This is a genomic window from Plantibacter sp. Mn2098, assembly GCF_049319745.1.
Classification (GTDB): domain Bacteria; phylum Actinomycetota; class Actinomycetes; order Actinomycetales; family Microbacteriaceae; genus Plantibacter.
The window spans coordinates 364,164-380,925 of sequence record NZ_JBMOUH010000002.1; the positions used below are offsets into that span (position 1 = coordinate 364,164).

At 68.6% G+C, this 16,762-nt stretch carries 17 protein-coding genes and 1 pseudogene; 10 read left to right on the top strand and 8 right to left on the bottom strand.

Features of this window, described 5'->3' with window-relative positions; translation table 11 throughout:
• Nucleotides 1–367: 367 nt before the first annotated feature.
• The gene (locus ACL9RL_RS04445; RefSeq protein WP_422779003.1) at nucleotides 368–1,420 is read right to left on the bottom strand and encodes a LacI family DNA-binding transcriptional regulator; all 1,053 of its coding nucleotides are present in this window, start codon (nucleotides 1,418–1,420) and stop codon (nucleotides 368–370) included.
• 266 nt (nucleotides 1,421–1,686) lie between these two features.
• Between ACL9RL_RS04445 and ACL9RL_RS04450 the strand changes: the two genes are divergently transcribed.
• Both ACL9RL_RS04450 and ACL9RL_RS04455 read left to right on the top strand, forming a co-directional pair.
• The gene (locus tag ACL9RL_RS04450; protein WP_422779004.1) at nucleotides 1,687–2,403 is read left to right on the top strand and encodes a ThuA domain-containing protein; all 717 of its coding nucleotides are present in this window, start codon (nucleotides 1,687–1,689) and stop codon (nucleotides 2,401–2,403) included.
• 53 nt (nucleotides 2,404–2,456) lie between these two features.
• Complete coding sequence (locus ACL9RL_RS04455; RefSeq protein WP_422779215.1) at nucleotides 2,457–3,386, top strand: putative RNA methyltransferase; 930 nt, start codon at nucleotides 2,457–2,459, stop codon at nucleotides 3,384–3,386.
• On the opposite strand, the gene ACL9RL_RS04460 is transcribed toward ACL9RL_RS04455, so the two are convergent.
• A complete protein-coding gene (locus tag ACL9RL_RS04460; RefSeq protein WP_422779005.1) occupies nucleotides 3,387–3,620 on the bottom strand; it encodes a hypothetical protein in 234 nt (77 codons plus the stop codon).
• Nucleotides 3,621–3,915: 295 nt separating this feature from the next.
• On the opposite strand from ACL9RL_RS04460, the gene ACL9RL_RS04465 reads away from it, so the two are divergent.
• Entirely contained in the window at nucleotides 3,916–4,635 is a 720-nt protein-coding gene (locus ACL9RL_RS04465; RefSeq protein WP_422779006.1) for an RNase H family protein, read from the top strand.
• Between the two features lie 324 nt (nucleotides 4,636–4,959).
• Here ACL9RL_RS04465 and ACL9RL_RS04470 read toward each other — a convergent pair.
• Nucleotides 4,960–5,622, bottom strand: a pseudogene (locus tag ACL9RL_RS04470) (endonuclease/exonuclease/phosphatase family protein); the annotation flags it as partial.
• A gap of 158 nt (nucleotides 5,623–5,780) precedes the next feature.
• Nucleotides 5,781–8,015 carry a HelD family protein gene (locus tag ACL9RL_RS04475; RefSeq protein WP_422779007.1) on the bottom strand — a complete coding sequence of 745 codons (2,235 nt, stop codon included), beginning with the start codon at nucleotides 8,013–8,015 and terminating at the stop codon, nucleotides 5,781–5,783.
• Between the two features lie 273 nt (nucleotides 8,016–8,288).
• Here ACL9RL_RS04475 and ACL9RL_RS04480 point away from each other — a divergent pair, with 273 nt between their 5' ends.
• The 3 genes from ACL9RL_RS04480 to ACL9RL_RS04490 all read left to right on the top strand — a co-directional run bounded on the left by ACL9RL_RS04480 (nucleotide 8,289) and on the right by ACL9RL_RS04490 (nucleotide 9,682).
• Nucleotides 8,289–8,858, top strand: coding sequence for a hypothetical protein (locus ACL9RL_RS04480; RefSeq protein ID WP_422779008.1), 570 nt, complete (start codon nucleotides 8,289–8,291; stop codon nucleotides 8,856–8,858).
• A 105-nt stretch (nucleotides 8,859–8,963) separates the two neighbouring features.
• A complete protein-coding gene (locus ACL9RL_RS04485) occupies nucleotides 8,964–9,362 on the top strand; it encodes a DMT family transporter (protein ID WP_422779009.1) in 399 nt (132 codons plus the stop codon).
• The gene (locus ACL9RL_RS04490) at nucleotides 9,359–9,682 is read left to right on the top strand and encodes a DMT family transporter (RefSeq protein ID WP_422779010.1); all 324 of its coding nucleotides are present in this window, start codon (nucleotides 9,359–9,361) and stop codon (nucleotides 9,680–9,682) included. The genes ACL9RL_RS04485 and ACL9RL_RS04490 overlap by 4 nt, the downstream gene beginning before the upstream one ends.
• A gap of 184 nt (nucleotides 9,683–9,866) precedes the next feature.
• On the opposite strand, the gene ACL9RL_RS04495 is transcribed toward ACL9RL_RS04490, so the two are convergent.
• Together ACL9RL_RS04495 and ACL9RL_RS04500 are read right to left on the bottom strand one after the other, a co-directional pair.
• Nucleotides 9,867–10,091 (bottom strand): hypothetical protein, encoded by a 225-nt coding sequence (locus tag ACL9RL_RS04495; protein WP_422779011.1) that lies wholly within the window; start codon nucleotides 10,089–10,091, stop codon nucleotides 9,867–9,869.
• Nucleotides 10,092–10,308: 217 nt separating this feature from the next.
• A complete protein-coding gene (locus ACL9RL_RS04500) occupies nucleotides 10,309–11,649 on the bottom strand; it encodes a hypothetical protein (RefSeq protein WP_422779012.1) in 1,341 nt (446 codons plus the stop codon).
• A 117-nt stretch (nucleotides 11,650–11,766) separates the two neighbouring features.
• On the opposite strand from ACL9RL_RS04500, the gene ACL9RL_RS04505 reads away from it, so the two are divergent.
• Together ACL9RL_RS04505 and ACL9RL_RS04510 are read left to right on the top strand one after the other, a co-directional pair.
• The gene (locus ACL9RL_RS04505) at nucleotides 11,767–13,149 is read left to right on the top strand and encodes an MFS transporter (RefSeq protein ID WP_422779013.1); all 1,383 of its coding nucleotides are present in this window, start codon (nucleotides 11,767–11,769) and stop codon (nucleotides 13,147–13,149) included.
• A 240-nt stretch (nucleotides 13,150–13,389) separates the two neighbouring features.
• Nucleotides 13,390–13,803, top strand: coding sequence for a DUF5684 domain-containing protein (locus ACL9RL_RS04510; protein WP_422779014.1), 414 nt, complete (start codon nucleotides 13,390–13,392; stop codon nucleotides 13,801–13,803).
• A gap of 292 nt (nucleotides 13,804–14,095) precedes the next feature.
• On the opposite strand, the gene ACL9RL_RS04515 is transcribed toward ACL9RL_RS04510, so the two are convergent.
• Nucleotides 14,096–14,536, bottom strand: coding sequence for a MarR family winged helix-turn-helix transcriptional regulator (locus tag ACL9RL_RS04515; RefSeq protein ID WP_422779015.1), 441 nt, complete (start codon nucleotides 14,534–14,536; stop codon nucleotides 14,096–14,098).
• A 38-nt stretch (nucleotides 14,537–14,574) separates the two neighbouring features.
• Here ACL9RL_RS04515 and ACL9RL_RS04520 point away from each other — a divergent pair, with 38 nt between their 5' ends.
• Both ACL9RL_RS04520 and ACL9RL_RS04525 read left to right on the top strand, forming a co-directional pair.
• Nucleotides 14,575–14,832, top strand: coding sequence for a hypothetical protein (locus tag ACL9RL_RS04520; RefSeq protein ID WP_422779016.1), 258 nt, complete (start codon nucleotides 14,575–14,577; stop codon nucleotides 14,830–14,832).
• A gap of 95 nt (nucleotides 14,833–14,927) precedes the next feature.
• Entirely contained in the window at nucleotides 14,928–15,335 is a 408-nt protein-coding gene (locus ACL9RL_RS04525) for an MmcQ/YjbR family DNA-binding protein (RefSeq protein ID WP_422779017.1), read from the top strand.
• Nucleotides 15,336–15,478: 143 nt separating this feature from the next.
• Here the strand turns inward: ACL9RL_RS04525 and ACL9RL_RS04530 are convergent, their stop codons facing one another.
• Nucleotides 15,479–16,753 (bottom strand): acyl-CoA dehydrogenase family protein, encoded by a 1,275-nt coding sequence (locus tag ACL9RL_RS04530; RefSeq protein ID WP_422779018.1) that lies wholly within the window; start codon nucleotides 16,751–16,753, stop codon nucleotides 15,479–15,481.
• Nucleotides 16,754–16,762 lie beyond the last annotated feature (9 nt).

Genomic DNA, 16,762 nt, shown 5'->3' on the forward strand with positions numbered 1-16,762 from the left:
GTGTCGGTCTGGTGGGCGGCGCGTCCCGGTCGAGTCCGACGAGCTGGATGGGGTGTCGGATGCGATGGTTGGGAAAGCGTTTACCCGAGTGTAGATGAGGTGCGCGGCGCTCGCAAGGGAGCGGTGTGGCATCGGGGGCGGGATCGGGATCGGGGTCCGGAACCGGGGTTGTAGCTGCAGCTGCGTCCGTGGCTGTGCCGGCGTCGGCGTCCGTGGCGTCCGGTCTGTCCACACCTCAGGAGCACCCCGGCGTGTCGCCTCCCCTCGACGCGTTTTGGCGCGGCGCGCCGAGGGCGCTCCTGAATTGCGAACAGGAGTGAAGAGTCGCGTCACGGTCGAGGACCGGTTGCGGGTGCCGCCCGGCTGGCTAGCGGCTGAGCGCCGGGGTGCTCGCCCGCACGACGACCTCTGCGTCGAGCGACGCATCGGCATCGGTGTCGGACGCCTGGTCCGCATCGCCCAGGGCGAGGCGCAACGCCGTCCGCCCCAGCTGTTCGAGCGGGATGCGGACGGTCGTGAGCGCCGGCGTGACGTCGCGGACGGTCGGGATGTCGTCGAATCCGCACACGGCGACGTCCTCGCCCGGCGTGAGGCCCGCATCGCGAAGGGCCGACATCACGCCCATCGCCATCACGTCGCTCGCCGCGAACACGAGGTCGATGCCGCCGAGCCCCGCCTCGATGAGCCGCTGGGTGCCGAGGTAGCCGCCATCGCGACTGAACTCGCTCACGATGACGTGCGCATCGTCCAGCCTGCCGCCGTTCTCGGTGAGGCCGTCGCGGAATCCGCCCAACCGGTCGGCGGAGGTGACGAGGAACTGGGGGCCGACGACGGCTGCGCTGCTGCGGTAGCCGAGTGCCGCGATGCTCGTCCCGAGCGCGTGGGCGGCCGTGCGGTTGTCGACGCGGGTGGTCGCGTAGCCGAGCTGGTTGGAGCCGATGAACGACACCGTGCCGCCGAGGCTCGTGTATGCGGCGAGTTCGGTGGCGAGTGCGGCTTCGACGGGGTCGTCGGTGCGGCGCGAGCCGGCGAGGATGAGCACGCGGGGGCGTTGACCGCGCAGGGTGCGGACGACCTGGAGTTCTCGCTCCGGGTCGCGGCCGGTGACCGAGACGCTGACGACGAGTCCGGCGGCTTCCGCCTCGGAGGTGACGCCGGCCGCGATCTGCGAGAAGTAGGGGTCGGCGATGTCCGGGACGACGAGCGCGACGATCGACGAGGTGCCGCGCGCGACGGCCTGCGCGGAGAGGTTCGTCGTGTAACCGAGTCGGTCAGCGGCGAGGGTGACGCGATCGCGATACGCCTCCGCGACGACGCGGGTGCTCCCGTTGAGGACGCGCGATGCCGTTGCGAGCGAGACCCCGGCTTCGCGAGCGACGTCGTGCAGGGTGGGTGCTCCCGTGTTGGTTCCTGCGGCCATTCCGGCAGTCTAGTGGCGCACTCCCGTCCAGCCTGGGAGTGCAGCGCGATGCGACAGGGGACCAGCGTCGCCGATGAGCGCACCCCTGCGCCGCGAGCGCGGGTTGGATCCGGGGCGCGCTCGCGGCATAGACCCGCGCTCATCACGCTGCGCGCATCGTGCCGCGACGTCGCGACAGCGCCGCATCGCGACACCGCAGCGCCACACGCTGGAAAGCGGTTGCCCAGGTGCGTTAGGCTCTGGCGATCACGACCAGGAGGTACCGCATGCCCAACTCCGACACCCGCCGGGCGCTCATCATCGTCGGTTCTGGGCGCTACGCGGACCCGTGGCACCCGTTCGCGCGGAACGCCGTCATCGTGGAGCAGATCCTCGAGGACGCCGGCATCGAGACCCGCGTCGCCACCGACGTCGACCGTGCCCTGTCCGACCTCGGGGATGTCGACCTGCTCGTCATCCTCGCCGGCGACCCATGGCGCGATGAGAGCGACCACGCCGACGGATCGCCGCACGCAGCAGACATCGGCGCCCCGGCCGAATCGATCGCAGGACTGTCCGCCGCACTCGACCGCGGCATCGGCGTCCTCGCGTTCCACTCCGCGGCGGCGACCCTCCGCGACTATCCGGCCTGGGCCGGTGCGCTCGGAGGCGTGTGGCTGCCCGGCATCTCGATGCACCCGGACATCGGTCAGGCGCAGATCTTCGTGCACGCGGACCGCCATCCGATCGTCGACGGCCTGACCGATTTCACCCTGTTCGATGAGCGGTACAGCCGCTTGCAGCGCACGAGGGACGACGTCGCGATCCTGGCGGAGCACGAACACGACGGCGTCCTCCATCCCGTGCTGTGGGCGCGCGAGGACGGCGGCTCCCGCATCGTCTACGACGCCCTCGGACACGACGAGCGTTCGTTCGAATCACCGGAGCACCGGGAACTCGTCCGCCGTTCCGCGCTCTGGGCGCTCGGTACACTCGGCAGGTGACGATCGACGGCAGCGCAGGCGGGGCGACCCCTGATCCAACGCTTCCGACCGGGCTGGACCTCGTCGCCGACGCCCTCGCGTGCCCGATCTGCGGGGAGCCGCTGACCCGCGACGGCCGAGCGCTGAGCTGTCCTTCGCGCCACACGTTCGACGTCGCGAAGCAAGGATACGCGTCACTCGTCGTCGGCGGTCGGACGCCGAAGACCGGCGACACCGCGGACATGGTGGCCTCTCGCGACGCCTTCCTGCGCTCCGGAGCATACGACCCCATCGCCGATGCGGTGTCGGCAGCACTCCCGGCCAGCCGGGTGGGCGATGGCGATGCGGCGGTCTCGCAGGCCGGTGCCGCCGGTGGTCCGCAAGCCGGTGCCGCCGACGCGCCCGACGCGCCCTCCGATGCTGCCGTCCACCTACCTGGCCTGATCGTGGACATCGCGGGCGGGACCGGCTACTACCTCGCGCGGGTCCTGGATGCGCACCCCTCGCTCATCGGCCTCACGCTGGACCTGTCGCCGCTGGCCGCTCGACGCGCGGCGAGATCACATCGACGCGCAGCGGCCGGGACCGCCGATGCTTGGGGCCGGCTCCCGCTCCGCGACGCTGCGGCATCACATCTGCTGAGCATCTTCGGCCCACGCAACGGTCCCGAGATGCTGCGCGTCCTGCGTCCTGGCGGCTCGCTCGTTGTGGTCACGCCGCAGCCGGGGCATCTCGCGGAGCTCCGCGCGGCGCTCGGGATGATCGGGATCGCGGAGCGCAAGGACGAGCGGCTCGATACGCAACTGGCGGGGTTCGACCTCGTTGATCGGTCCGGTCTGGAGTACACCCTGGTGCTCGGTCGCGACGACATCCGCGATGAGGTCCTTATGGGGCCGAGTGCGCACCATCTCGACCCGTCGGAACTCGACGAGCGCATCGCATCGCTCGCGGATCGCACCGAGGTGACCGTCGCGGTCACGGTGAGCACGTTCCGTCGGCCCTGACTATTCGGTCGGCGGCGTGGTCGGCGGGACAATCGGGGGAGCGGCCGGCGGGATGACCGGCGCCTGGTTGTCTGCGATGAGGAGGTCGGTCGCGAGTTTGCGCCATGTCGAGTACGCGTTGAGCGCTCTCGTCGCGGCGAGGGCCAGCCGGATCACGAGGACGAGGACGACGATCACCACGACGCCATACAGGATGGGGATGATCGTGAAGAACGGGAACGAGTTTTCGAACATCCCCCGACCCTAGGTGCTTGCAGAGCCGACGTCCAGCAGAACTCGGGTCCTCAACCGACTTCGGTGTGACCCGTTCCGGACTGCAGCTGTCCATATCGGTGCGGAGTTGTGTCCAGAATTCCGGAACTCTTGCCCCGGAAGGCGCTTGCCGCGACCGGATAGCGCTTCCCTCGTCACTCCTGTCACACGTTCTCCGGAATTCTGCACGCGGTGCCGGGCGCTCAGTCGGGGAGCCGCGGCAACGGCGGGCGTCGATACGATTGACGACGACCCTGCACCACTCTGAAAGGCTCACATGACGATCACTGCCGCAGCTGACGGATCCGCACTCGGCAACCCGGGGCCTGCCGGTTGGGCCTGGTACGTCAACGACGAGTGTTGGGCTGCTGGCGGGTGGAAGCACGCCACGAACAACCAGGGTGAGCTGAAGGCCGTCCTCGAGCTGTTCCGCGCGACCGCGCACCTGGATGAGGACCTCCACATCCTCTGCGACAGCCAGTACGTCATCAACTCGGTCACGAAGTGGATGCCGGGCTGGAAGAAGAAGGGCTGGAAGAAGGGCGACGGCAAACCGGTCCTGAACCTGGATCTGCTCAAGGAGATCGATGAGGCGATCACCGGCCGACGGTACCGCTTCGAGTGGGTGAAGGGGCACGTCGGGCACGTGCTCAACGAGGCGGCCGATGTGCGGGCGCGCGCCGTCGCCGAGGCGTATCAGCGCGGCATCGCGATCCCGGCGGGTCCAGGGTGGACGGGCGACGATGCCGGGGCGACGCTTGCGGCTGAGCCGGACTCGTCCGTCAAGCGCGCATCGGACCGCGATCCGGAGCCGGAAGCCGAGGACATCGACGCCCCAGACGACACGTTGTTCGGTGACGCGTTGTTCAGCCTGGACGAGGTCACCGACTGGACGTCGCTGACGCTCAACGTCACGACCGAGGAGCATGCCCGTCTCGTGCGGCGCGCACGTGAGCGCGGCGTCAGCGTCGAGGAGTTCCTCCGCGGCCTCATCTGAGCACCAGGGCCTGTTCAGAATTCAGGAACTTTTGCTGCATTCAGGATGAGCATGCGCATTCCGGGGCGAGTAAGCGCATTCCCGGGCAAGAGTTCCTGAATTCTGCAACAGGGGAGCGCTGAGGGCTGCGACGGCGATACGCGCCAGCGACGCCCGCAACGCCTACTTCGTGCGGTTCCGCCCGCTCAGACGGCCGCCGCCCGTGCGCCCGGCACCGGCACGGCCGGCAGTCGCAGCCCGACCGGCTCCACCTGAACGCCCGGCGCCAGGCGCCTGCTCGACGCCGTTCTCACGGTCGCGGCTCTTGGTGGCGGCCGGCCCGTCGCCGTAGACGGCGTCGACGAGGATCGGCAGGTGGTCCGAGGTGCCGCGGGGGAGCGTCTGCACACTCTCGATCTGCAGGCCGACCGATGTCGCGAAGTCGAAGTGCCCGCGGAACATCTTGTACCTGGTGTACGTGCGCCGGTCGCTGAGCGTCAGGTCGTACCCGGTCTCCTGGACCGTGTTGCTGAGTTTGTTCTGGAAGATCGGGTAGTTGTAGTCGCCGACCATCAGCGTCGGGACGTCGCCCATCGCGTGCAGTTGCTCGTGCGCCGCCTTGATCTGGTTGCGGCGCAGCGAGTTCAGCGCCGTCAAGGGGGCCGCGTGGAATGAGGCGACGATGAGGTCGCGTCCGGCGACCGTGTCCGTCAGTCGGGTGCCGATCAGCCGCTCGTGCGCGGGCGCGAGGACCATGTCGTGCAGGGACTTCTTGAGCGCGAACGTCTGCGTCGCGGTCGCCGTGAACCGGTCGCGACGGTAGTAGACCGCGAGTCCGAGTCGGTTGCGCCTGGTGGCGTCGGCGAGGTGGAGGAGCCCGACCTCCGCCGGGAGGATCGTCGTGTCGGCCTCTTGCAGGCAGAGCACGTCCGGATCGAATTTCTGGGTCAGTTCGAGGAGTTCGCCGCTGGCGCGGTTCTTGCGGAGGTTGTAGCTGATGACTTTCATCGCAGCCCTCACATTCTGTTCCGGCGCCCTATCCTACGGACTGAGACCGCGAAATGGATATCAGTTCAGCGCAGTGGTCAGCCGCCGTTCAGACTGGCGATGGATCGATGGCCGGCCGTTCATCCGGCGAGCGATGCTGCGATCACGCAGGCGCCCGGTCACCCCTCGGCGGAGGACACCACCGTGAGCCGCTGCGTCGCCCGTGTGAGCGCGACGTACTGCAATGACAGCGCGGTCCGCCCAGATCCCCCGAGCGACTCGGGTTCGACGAGCACAACCGTGTCGAATTCGAGCCCCTTGCTCTCCCTGGCGGTGCCGACCCACAGTCGTGAGCCCGTCGCATCGGCGATCCCTGCTGCCGCGAGCGCCTGGTCGACGGACAGTTCCAGCCGCTCCAGCATCGGTCGGGGTGCGATGAGTCCGACGATGCCGGCGTGCTCGGTGAGCTTGCGTGCGACGACATCGGCCGCCGTCTGCACCACGGCTTCCGCCGCGACGTGCAACAGCTCAGGTTCCTCGTCTCCGCGGCGGATCGACACGGGTTCCGGGGAGCCGGGGTCGAGCTCACGCCTGACGGGATCGGCGAGGTCCATGATCTGTTCCGGCGTGCGGTAGTTCACGGTCAGCACGGTCTCGGTCCAGCGGGGGACCTGCTCGCCGAGCAGTTCCGTCCAGCTGGTGCGGGCGGCCGTCGTGCTGTTCTGGTTGATGTCGCCGACGAGCGTCATCGAGCGGCTGGGGCAGCGTCGCACGATCGAGCGCAGCATCATGGGCGTGAGCTCCTGCGCCTCGTCCACGATCACGTGGCCGTAGACCCAGGTGCGGTCCGATGCCGCGCGCTCGGCGGGGCTGCGGTCGTCCTCGACCTGGTGGCGTTCCGCGAGGGACTGCGCCGACTGGAGGAAGTCGTCGCCCGAGAGTTCGTCGTCGGTGCTGAAGTCGCCGAGCATTTCGAGGACGCCGCGTGCGTATTCGAGGTCGTGGCGGCGTTCGTAGGCTTCGCGCTGCTGGCGGAGCAATGCGGGGCGCGGGTCCTCACCGAGGAGCTCTGCCGCTTCGTCCACGAGCGGGATGTCGCCCGGCGTGAGCTGGGATTCCGGATCGCGGAGGAGGAGCGCACGTTCCTCTGGCGTGTGGTCGATGGCAGCGGTCTCCAGCAGCTCCGGCGATGCGAGGAGTTCCCGGACGATGTCGGCCGGCTCGATGATGGGCCACAGCGAGTCGAGCAGCGCCTCGATCTCCGGCTCCTCCAGGAGTTCGACGCGGCGTTCGTCCGCGTCCTCTCCCGTGCGCGGTTCGAACCCGTCGCGTTTGCCTTCGAGCGTGATGATGTGGGTGAGGAACGCGCGCTCGAACCGGAGACGCGCCTCGTTGTGCGGTGTGCGGGACTTGCGGATCGCGTTGCGCATCCGGCGGAGGGCCCCCGGGAGGATGCGGAGGGCTCCGTCACCGGCGATCTGCAGGGTGATCGGGGTCTCCACCGGCGCCTGCTTGGTGAGGATCGCCCGGTCGATGACGTCCGTCATCCGCAGTTCGCCCTTGAGCTCGGCGACGTCGAGCGCCTCATCGCCAACACCTTCCAGGCCCGGCACGATCGTCGCCGGCGTCATCAGGACGACGCTCGTCTCGCCGAGCGAGGGGAGGACACGGGAGATGTAGTCGAGGAACGTCGTGTTCGGGCCGACGAGCAGGACGACGCTGCGCATGAGCCGTTCGCGGTGTTCGTACAGCAGGTACGCGGCGCGGTGCAGGGCGACGGCCGTCTTGCCAGTGCCCGGGCCGCCCTGCACGAGGAGCGTGCCAGGCAGGGGTGCGCGGATGATCGTGTCCTGCTCGGCCTGGATCGTGTCGACGATGTCGGTCATGTGTTTCGTGCGTGCCCGGCCGAGCGCGGCGAGCAGCGCACCGGAATCGCCGATGCCGGACTCCTCGTCGCCGTCGAGCAGCTCGGCATCGAGGATCTCGTCGTGCACCTCGGTGACGACACGGTTGGCGGTGCTGATGCGGCGGCGGATACGCAGCCCCTCCGGCCGCAACGGCGTCGCCGTGTAGAAGGGACGCGATGCCGGTGCACGCCAGTCGAGGAGGAGCTGGTCGCCGTTCTCCGGGTCGCGGAGGCCGATGCGGCCGATGTGGTGCTGCTCGCCGGTCTCGCGGTCGAGTCGGCCGAAGAGGAGACCGTACCCCGAGGAACGCAGCTCCACCATGCGCTGACGGTGGTGCGCGACGAGTGCGTCGCGTTCCGAGAACGAGGCCGCATCGTCGTCGTCGCCGATCCCGAACGACTTCAGGGCTTCCTCTGAACGGCGTTCCTCGATGGCTGACTGGTCCCTGATCAGCTCGTGGAGCCGGTCGAGGTGGAGCTGTTCCTGGGCGATCGCATCGTTCGGCACCGGATTCCTCATCCCTTTCGGCGGGTTCCGGACGGCCGCCGGAGTGCCACCCACCGGAGAACTACGGTAGTCGCTTCCGATGGGAGTCGATGCACCCGGCGTCACGCAGGGGCGAGTGTGACGTGGGGTGGGGATGGTGTGGTGGGGATGCTGTGTCGGGGCTGCGATCGCGATGGCGGCTCACGCGGGCGGCTGCACGCGGTCGGCTCACGCTGGCTAGGCTGATTGTGCGAGATCCGGCCGGGTGTCGCGACCGGCCAGGAGGACGTTTCGATGAGCAACGCGGATCAGCAGTACGACCCGGCGGGCGCGTCGTCGCCTGAGCAGGTGCGGCCGTATCCGCAGCAGCCCTCGTCGTCCGCCGGATTTGTGCAGCCGCCCGCGTACCCGGGGCAGCCCGGCTACGCCGCGCAGGGCGGTTACCCGGCGCAGCCTGGATATCCGGGACAGCCTGGATATCCGGGACAGGGTGGATATCCGGGACAGGCTGGATACTCAGCCCAGCCCGGTTACCCCGCGCAGCCCGGCTACTCGTACCAGCCGTACCAGCCGTACCCCGTGTATATCGCGCCGCCGGCGCCGAAGGGGCTCAGCCTGACGAGCATGATCTTCGGGCTGGTGTCGATCCTGTTCGGGTTCACGTTCCTGCTGCCGCTCGCTGGCCTCGTCCTCGGCATCCTCGGTGTGAAGCGTGAGCCGGCCGGTCGTGGACTGGCGATCACGGGCATCGTCCTGAACGGACTGTTCATCGTCGGGTGGGGGCTGCTCGTCGCGGTGTGGATCGTCGCGGCCGGAGCGCTGTGGTCGACCGGGATTTCGTACGGCACCTCCTCCTATTCCTGATCGGGTCAGGCTCGTTCCTGCCGTTCTCGGACTGTTTCCGAACCGTTTCCCGACGGCAGTCGTCGAAGGGGATTCGACGGCGTGATCCGCCGCTAGCGTTGGAGGATGCGTCTCAACTGGCTGCTGCTCGGCGGCGCCATCCTGCTCGAAGTCCTCGCGACGCTCTCCCTCCGCGCCACCGGCGGATTCAGCCATCCGTTCTGGTACATCGTTGTGGTCATCGGGTATCTGGGCGCGTTCTGGGCGCTGTCCGTGATCCTCGCGCGGGGGATGCCGCTCGGCGTCGCCTACGGGGTGTGGTCTGCGTGTGGCATCGCGCTCGTGGCGGTGTTGGGGGCGATCGTGTTCGGCGATGCGCTCAGCTGGGTCAGCGGGAGCGGCATCGTGTTGATCATCGGCGGGGTGCTGATGCTGGAGTTCGGTTCGCAGCGTGCCCAGAACCGCCGTCGCGCGGCGGCGCTCGATGCTGAGTCGACCAGCGGCGACTCAGGAGTGACCGCATGACCTGGCTGCTGCTCGCTGGGGCGATCGTGACTGAAGTCGCCGCGACCCTGTCGCTCAGTGCGTCGAAGGGCTTCACGCGCAAGCGGTGGATCGCGCCAGTGGTGATCGGTTATCTCACGGCGTTCAGCCTGCTCGCGGTGGTGCTCGCTGAGGGTATGCCGGTGGGTGTCGCGTACGGTGTGTGGGCCGCGTGCGGCGTCGCGCTGACCGCGATCCTCAGTCGGGTGTTGTTCAAGGAACCGCTGACCTGGGTGATGTCGGTCGGCATCGTCCTGATCGTCGGAGGCGTGCTGCTCGTCGAGTTCGGTGCGGCCCACTAGCCCGCCCGCCCGGTCCCTGAGCCTGTCGAAACCCGGTCCCTGAGCTTGTCGAAGGGCCCCGCCCCGGTCCCTGAGCGTGTCAACGCCCGGTCCCTGAGCCTGTCGAAGGGCCACACACCACAACGGCCCCGACACATCATGTGTCGGGGCCGTCGGCGCTGCCATCCGGCAGCAGGTGCTGTGACTACGCGCGTCGTGCCGGGGCGCCGGTGGAGCGGCGGCTGGACGATGACGCGGTGCGGGACTGGTTGCGTCCGGACTCGCCGCGCGGGCTGAGCCCGAAGCGGTAGGTGAGCTTCGCGGTCGTGTGCTGGCGGGTCGCCTGGGCGCTCGTCTGCGTCGACGTTGCGAAGTCGGGTCGTGTGCTGGTCGTTGAGAATCGCTGGGATTCGGTGGTCTGTGTGGACATGGTGGTACTCGTTTCAGATGTCTATGGATCATGGATGAGCCGCATCGAGGCTGCGCTTCTGGAGTAGGTGCGCGGAGCATGACTGCGAACGGTGCTCGTGGGGAAGGAGCGGAACGTTCGGTCCTGGTGCTGCGCGCTGAGAGCGGCTGCTACTACGGGACTCGAATATGAGCCTAGCACCGGCCCCTGGGAGTCGGCTGGGTGGCGCGAACGTCGATCAGTCGGCGAACGGCGCGGGATGCGGGCCGGTGTCGTACCGCGCGAGGGCGTCGGCGTCCTGAGCGATGCGGGATGCCCGCCGGGCGATGTCGAGCGCCTCGACCGGGTCGTCGGTCGATGCTGCTGTCGCGAGTTCCAGCTGACGGGTCGCCTCTGCGAGCCGCGTGCGGGCATCGGCCCCGACCCTGGACCGGTTCGCGGCGATGTAGTCGCCGGCGACGCGGAGGTGGCTCTGCGCGGTGAAGAGGGCGCCGGACAGGGCCTCCGTCGCGTTGGCGAGGCGCTGCTGGGCGCTCCTGGCGGTCGCGAGTGCCGCATCGAGTTCCGTGTTCGCGGTGCGGAGCCGGTCCAGCTGGGCGACGGGGTCCGGCAGGGTGCTGGGCTGAGCGGCTGCACCCGTGGCCGAACCGATCGAGGACGCGCTGCTGTCGATCGCGCGCATCCCCGTCTCAGCGACCGTCCGGCCGACCTGCTCGATCGTCCGCGCGATGATCGTGACGGTCTCCGGGCGCAGCGCGGTGTCGCGCAGGATCGCGGCGTCGGCGAGGGCCCGTCTGGTCTGCTCGCGGAGCGGTTCGACCTGCGCGGCCGCCGCGGTGATCCCGGCGAGTGAGCGGTCGACGGCGTCGAGCCTGGCGGTCGCCTGCTGGAGGGCGCGCCCGGCGCGATCGAGCGGGTCGGCTGTCGGCAGATTGGCTGCGACGCGCTCTGTGGCGCGATCGAGGTCAGCTGCCGCGGCATCGGCGGACTCCTGGGCCTGGCGGCGGACGGCGCCGGCATCGGCCAACGCGGTGGCGGCGATGCTCGACGCGAGGTTCGCGAGGGTCAGCCCGGTGGCGGTCAGCCGGCTGCGGGCATCGTCGAGTCTGGTGCGGAGCTCGGTGACGCGCTCGGGGGCGGATCGCTCGACGCCCCGTCGGTCGGTGAGCGCCCGCAAGTGCTCGGCGAGGGTCTTCTCGACCTCTCCGCAGATGTGTGTGATCCGTTCGTTCCACTGCCGACGCTGGATCTCGGTGTCCGGGATCTCGTCCTCGAGCGCCTGACGCAGGCGGAACGCCTCCTGGAGCGATGCGCGCGCGGTCTGGACGGCCTCGCCGTACCCGCGTGCGACATCGCGACCGAACTCGGCCTCCGCGAAGTCGACCTCGTCGGCCGCTTCACGGATGAGGTCATCGGTGCGGACGAGGGCGATGCCGGCACGGCGATGCAAGTCGTCGATCGACGCGCCGGAGGTGCGCTGGGCCTTGCGTCGGCCGCGCAGGACGGACACGACGAGCCACACCAGGACCGCCGCGCCACCGAACACGACGAACGACGGAAGCCACCAGAGGCCGTTCACCGGGTCGCCCCGATCGCGTCGTCGGACGTTCCTCCACAGGGCAGCTCAGCCATGCGGTCCAGTGTACGAACTGTGGAAGGTGCCCACCTGGGAGCCCGCCGGGCGTAGCCTGAAGCAATGACCCGTCAACAACGTCTCGTCCTGATGATCGCCATCCTCGCGTCGTTCGTTGCGTTCCTCGACGGCTCGGTCGTCAACGTCGCCCTCCCGGCCATCACACGGGACCTCGGCGGCGGGCTCGCGGTGCAGCAGTGGGTGGTCGACGCCTACCTCATCACGCTCGGGGCGCTCATCCTCCTGGCCGGGTCGCTCTCCGACGCGTTCGGGCGCATCCGGATCCTCAGGATCGGCCTCATCGGATTCGGTGTGACCTCGCTCCTGTGCGCGTTCGCACCGACGGCAGAGGTGCTCATCGTCGCCCGACTGTTGCAGGGCGGTTCTGCCGCGCTGCTGGTCCCGAGCTCCCTGGCGCTCATCATCTCCTGCTTCAGCGGGGTGGGGCAGTCGAAGGCGATCGGCACCTGGACGGCGTGGACGGGCACGGCCATGATCGCCGGTCCGTTGCTCGGCGGGGTGCTCGTCGACACGCTCTCGTGGCGGCTCATCTTCGGGATCAACGTCATCCCCATCGTGATCACGGTGTGGCTCATGAGTCGCATCGAGCCGGTGCCGGAGCGTGAGGACCGGCCGAAGATCGACGCACTCGGAGCCGTGCTCGGCGCGGTCGGTCTCGGCGGCCCCGTGTTCGCGCTCATCGAGCAGGAGCGGTATGGCTGGGGCAGCCCGGTGACGCTCGTGCCGCTCATCGTCGGTGTGGTGTCGTTCGCCGCGTTCATCTGGTGGGAGGGGCATCACAAGCAGCCCATGCTGCCGCTGTCCCTGTTCCGGGTTCGCAACTTCGGGTTCGGCAACATCGCCACGGCGTTCATCTACGGCGCGTTGTCGCTCGGGTTCTTCGCGATCGCCGTGTTCGTGCAGCAGACCGCCGGATTCTCGGCGACGGCGGCCGGCATCGCCACGCTGCCGCCCACGCTCGTGATGCTGGCGTTGTCGTCGTGGTTCGGCAAGCTCGCGGGCGTGCACGGACCGCGGCTGTTCATGACGTTCGGGCCGATCGTGGCCGGCGCAGGGTTCCTGTTCATGGCGACGGCGCAGTCGGACGTGAACTACTGGACGCAGCTGCTGCCGGGCATCCTGCTCGTCGGCATCGGTCTGTCCGCAACGGTCGCGCCGCTCACGAGTGGGATCCTCGGCTCGATCGATCCGGCGCAGGCCGGCATCGGGTCTGCCACCAATAATGCGGTGTCCAGGGTGGCCGGGCTCGTGTCGATCGCGTTCGTCGGTGTCATCACGGGTGGTTCGCTCGACGTCGGCGGGTTCGGGCGGGTCGTCACAACGACGGCCGTCCTGATGTTCGTCGGCGGCATCGTGTCGTTCATCGGCATCCGCAACCCCCGCGCGCAGACGGCTTCCGTCGCCACGTCCCCCACCGGCCCCTGACGTCCCCCGCCGGCCCCCTGACTTCGTCCGCCGCCCCCTGAGTTCGTCCGCCGGTCCCTGAGCTTGTCGAAGGGTCCGCTCCCGCCGGTCCCTGAGCTTGTCGAAGGGCCCGTCCTCGTCTCCGCTCCCGCCGGTCCCTGAGCCTGTCGAAGGGCCCACCCCACGCTCATTCCACCGAATCCGCCACCTGTTCAATAGACTCTGCCGTGTACCCGGCCGACCCCGGGTCGAAGGAGCATCATGTCCACGTTGTCCGCGCTCGCCGCGTTGCCCGCGTTCGCAACCGACATCACCGATGACGCGTCGTTCACCCAGTTGCAGGGTGTCGGCGGTGTTGGTGGGTTCATCATCTATGTGATCACCGTCATCGCGCTGTGGAGCGTCTTCTCGAAGGCCGGTCGTCTGGGGATCTTGGCGATCATCCCGATCGTGAACCTGTTCATCCTGATCCGGATCGCTGGTCGCACCGGCTGGTTGATCCTGTTGTATCTGATCCCCATCGTGAACATCGTGGTGGCGATCGTGATCGCGTTCGACATCGGGCGGAAGTTCGGTAAGGGCGGGGTGTTCTCGTTCTTCCTGCTGTTCCTGTTCCCCTTCATCGGCTACTTCATCATCGGTTTCGGGCAGGCACGTTACAACCAGAACGCCTGATCGGCTACCGATCTGTCGTCCTCTCTCAGCCATAACTCCTTCAATTTGGCAGTCCTGATCTGATTCGACCCCGGAATTCCGGGGTTCCGCAGATCTGGCCGTCCAAATTGAAGGAGTTATGCTCGATGGCTCGGTGATGCGGGCCGCGCGGGGGATGGGGCCAGGGCGGGACGGGGACGAGAACCGGGACGGGGACGAGAACCGGGACGGGGACGAGAACCGGGACGGGGACCAAGGCGGACCGGGACAAGAACCTGGACAGCGACAGGGCCGGGACAAGAACCCTGACGGGTCAGTCGGTCGCGGCGGCGATGACGGAGTGCAGCATCTCGCGCATTCGCGTGAGCTCATCGGCCGACATCCCGAGCTCGGACATCACCCGGGGCGGGATCTCCTCGGCCTGCTCGCGGAGCGCCGCGCCCTCGGCGGTGAGGGTGATTTCGAGGAGGCGTTCATCGACAGAGCTGCGCACGCGCTTGACGAGCCCGGCGGCTTCAAGCCGCTTGAGCAACGGTGACAGGGTTGCGGGTTCGAGTTGGAGCGCCTCGCCGAGACCCTTGACCGAGCGCGGGCTCTCCTCCCACAGCGCGAGCATCACGAGGTACTGCGGGTGGGTCAGGCCGAGCGGCTCCAGGATGGGCCGATACAGTGCGATCACACTGCGCGACGCGACCGCGAGCGCGAAGCACACCTGGTTCTCGAGCTTCAGAAGATCGATGTCTGTGGACGTCATGGTTCCATCGTACCCAAATGCTTAGTACACTAACTATTATGAGTGAGCGCAAAACGTTCCGACAGTCAGTCCGCGAGGCGGGTGGCTTCTACAACTGGGCCAACGCCAAGATGCTGCCGTACATCGGACCGCCGCCGCTCGGACCATACGGCGAGGAGCCTCTGCCGCCGACGTCCGGCGCGAGTTGTCCGCTGTGCGGCCACCCCATGTCCGAGCACGAGATCGATCGCACCGGCCCGCGCACGCAGCTGCACTGCCCTGTCGAGAACCCCGAACCGGCACCCGACGCTGCCTGACCCGGCGCCGGCCGTCGGCCTTCCCTGCCGCGCTCGCCCATCCTCCGTTTTCAGGATGATGGCGCGAGGCGTGCCGCGGGAGTAGGTTCATCGACATGGAGCATCCGCTCGTGCACGAACCGGGCGATCCGTTCGTCGAACGGGTCCGCGGGATATGCCTGCGCTACCCGGAGGCGACGGAGGTGCTGTCGCACGGACGGCCCGTGTTCAAGGCGGGAGCATCGGGTCGGGTGTTCGCCCTCGTCGGCTCGATTATGGACGTGCCGCACAGCATCACATTCACACCCGACCCGCTCGAACGACAGACGTGGGTCGAGGATCCGCGCGTCTGGTCCCCGCCGTACGACGGGCCCTCCGGCAAGCTCGCGTTCGACGCCGGGGTGGGAGACGACGACGTCGATTCCGCCGACTGGACGCTCATCGCCGAACTCATCGACACCTCGTTCCGGCAGGTCGCCCTCCGCCGCCAGCTCAGAGCGCTGGAGTCCCTCGACCTCCCCTGAAGCCCGCGAACTGTCACTCGTGGTCGTTCTGACGACCTGAAACCAGCCGCAACTGCCAGCTCGCGAGCTGGCAGTGGTGGCTGGATTGGACGGCTGAGAACCGCCACGAGTGACAGTTCGCGGGCTGAGCCGGGGAGGGCGGTCTACTTGACTGCCGTGCCGATCTGCCAGATGTAGGGGGGCGGGGTGCCGTTGATCGACCAGTCGCCGACGATGCGCGCTTTGTAGATCACGGGATTGTGCGATGCGACGACGCGCGCGTTCCGCCAGTGCCGATCGAGGTCCTTCGAACGACTCACGGCCGATGCCCCGAGCGTGTTGAACAGGACCGTCGCCGCACGCGGCACGAGCTCGGACAGCAACACCTGCGCCTGAGCAGAACGGATCTCCGCCTCGACGTTCGCGGCGAGGTCGGCGGCTGAGTCCCGCTCAACCGAGGGGGCGAGCGCGAGTGCGGCAGCAGCATCGACCGCCGCAGCGACGCCGAGGACCGTCTGCCTCGCGACGAATGCGATCGACGAGATCTCGCCGACGACCGCCTGGATCTGCCCGTCATCCTTCGCGAGCGGCGCGAGACCGTGACTGTAGACGCGGGTCCGTTCGCGGATCTGCTGGCCGGCGTCGCGTTCGACAGCCGATGCGATGCCCGCGAGCACCGACACGAGCGTCAGCTGGTAGAGGGCCGTCTGGTAGCGGAACCGGTCGTCGAAGGCGCGCAGTTCCACCCGCTCGACCTCCGCGTTCTCGAAGATCAGCGTCCCGGTGCCCGTCAGCTGCTGGCCGAACCCGTCCCAGTCGTCGAGGATCGTCACACCCGGCTGGTCGGCGCGGACGAGGACGGTCGCGTCAACGGGCGGTTGGCCGTCGATCTCGGCGCGTGCCGTGGCATCGATCCAGTCGCCGTAGATGCTGCCGGTCGTGTAGAACTTGCGGCCGTTGATGACGAGGCGTTCCGGGTCGACGTCGCCGGAGGGTGTCGTTGCGTTGGAGACGACGGTGCCGGAGACGCCGATCGCTCCCGCGCCGATCTCGCTCCAGGCGTTGCCGACGAGCTCGCCGTCGACGAATCGCTGCAGCCACCGGTCGCGCGATGCGCTCGCCGGGGCGACGAGCTGGTCCTCGACGAACGCGATGTGCCCGCGGAAGATCTGCGGGAGGTTCGCATCGGCTGCCGCGAGCTCGATGAGGAGCTCGGCGAGCTGCACGATGCTGAGGCCTGCGCCGCCGAGTTCCACCGGGATGCGCAGGGCGCCGAAGCCGGCCGCGGCGAGGGCGCGGACCTCGTCGTGGGGGAGGCGATGCTCCTGCTCGCGTTCGACCGCAGACGCCGCGATGTCCGCGAACACCGGGAGGAGGCGGTCGCGGGCGGTGGAGAAGAGGTCTGCCGGCCCGGTCGCTGAGGTTGAGGGTCCGGTCACCGAGCTTGA

Excerpts from the sequence above, each read along its gene's own strand:
- ACL9RL_RS04525 (WP_422779017.1), top strand. The coding sequence starts at position 14,928 with ATGGAGCATCCGCTCGTGCACGAACCGGGCGATCCGTTCGTCGAACGG.
- ACL9RL_RS04485 (WP_422779009.1), top strand. The coding sequence starts at position 8,964 with ATGCGTCTCAACTGGCTGCTGCTCGGCGGCGCCATCCTGCTCGAAGTC.
- ACL9RL_RS04515 (WP_422779015.1), bottom strand. The coding sequence starts at position 14,536 with ATGACGTCCACAGACATCGATCTTCTGAAGCTCGAGAACCAGGTGTGC.
- ACL9RL_RS04465 (WP_422779006.1), top strand. The coding sequence starts at position 3,916 with ATGACGATCACTGCCGCAGCTGACGGATCCGCACTCGGCAACCCGGGG.
- ACL9RL_RS04505 (WP_422779013.1), top strand. The coding sequence starts at position 11,767 with ATGACCCGTCAACAACGTCTCGTCCTGATGATCGCCATCCTCGCGTCG.
- ACL9RL_RS04450 (WP_422779004.1), top strand. The coding sequence starts at position 1,687 with ATGCCCAACTCCGACACCCGCCGGGCGCTCATCATCGTCGGTTCTGGG.
- ACL9RL_RS04480 (WP_422779008.1), top strand. The coding sequence starts at position 8,289 with ATGAGCAACGCGGATCAGCAGTACGACCCGGCGGGCGCGTCGTCGCCT.
- ACL9RL_RS04490 (WP_422779010.1), top strand. The coding sequence starts at position 9,359 with ATGACCTGGCTGCTGCTCGCTGGGGCGATCGTGACTGAAGTCGCCGCG.
- ACL9RL_RS04460 (WP_422779005.1), bottom strand. The coding sequence starts at position 3,620 with ATGTTCGAAAACTCGTTCCCGTTCTTCACGATCATCCCCATCCTGTAT.
- ACL9RL_RS04495 (WP_422779011.1), bottom strand. The coding sequence starts at position 10,091 with ATGTCCACACAGACCACCGAATCCCAGCGATTCTCAACGACCAGCACA.
- ACL9RL_RS04520 (WP_422779016.1), top strand. The coding sequence starts at position 14,575 with ATGAGTGAGCGCAAAACGTTCCGACAGTCAGTCCGCGAGGCGGGTGGC.
- ACL9RL_RS04445 (WP_422779003.1), bottom strand. The coding sequence starts at position 1,420 with ATGGCCGCAGGAACCAACACGGGAGCACCCACCCTGCACGACGTCGCT.
- ACL9RL_RS04510 (WP_422779014.1), top strand. The coding sequence starts at position 13,390 with ATGTCCACGTTGTCCGCGCTCGCCGCGTTGCCCGCGTTCGCAACCGAC.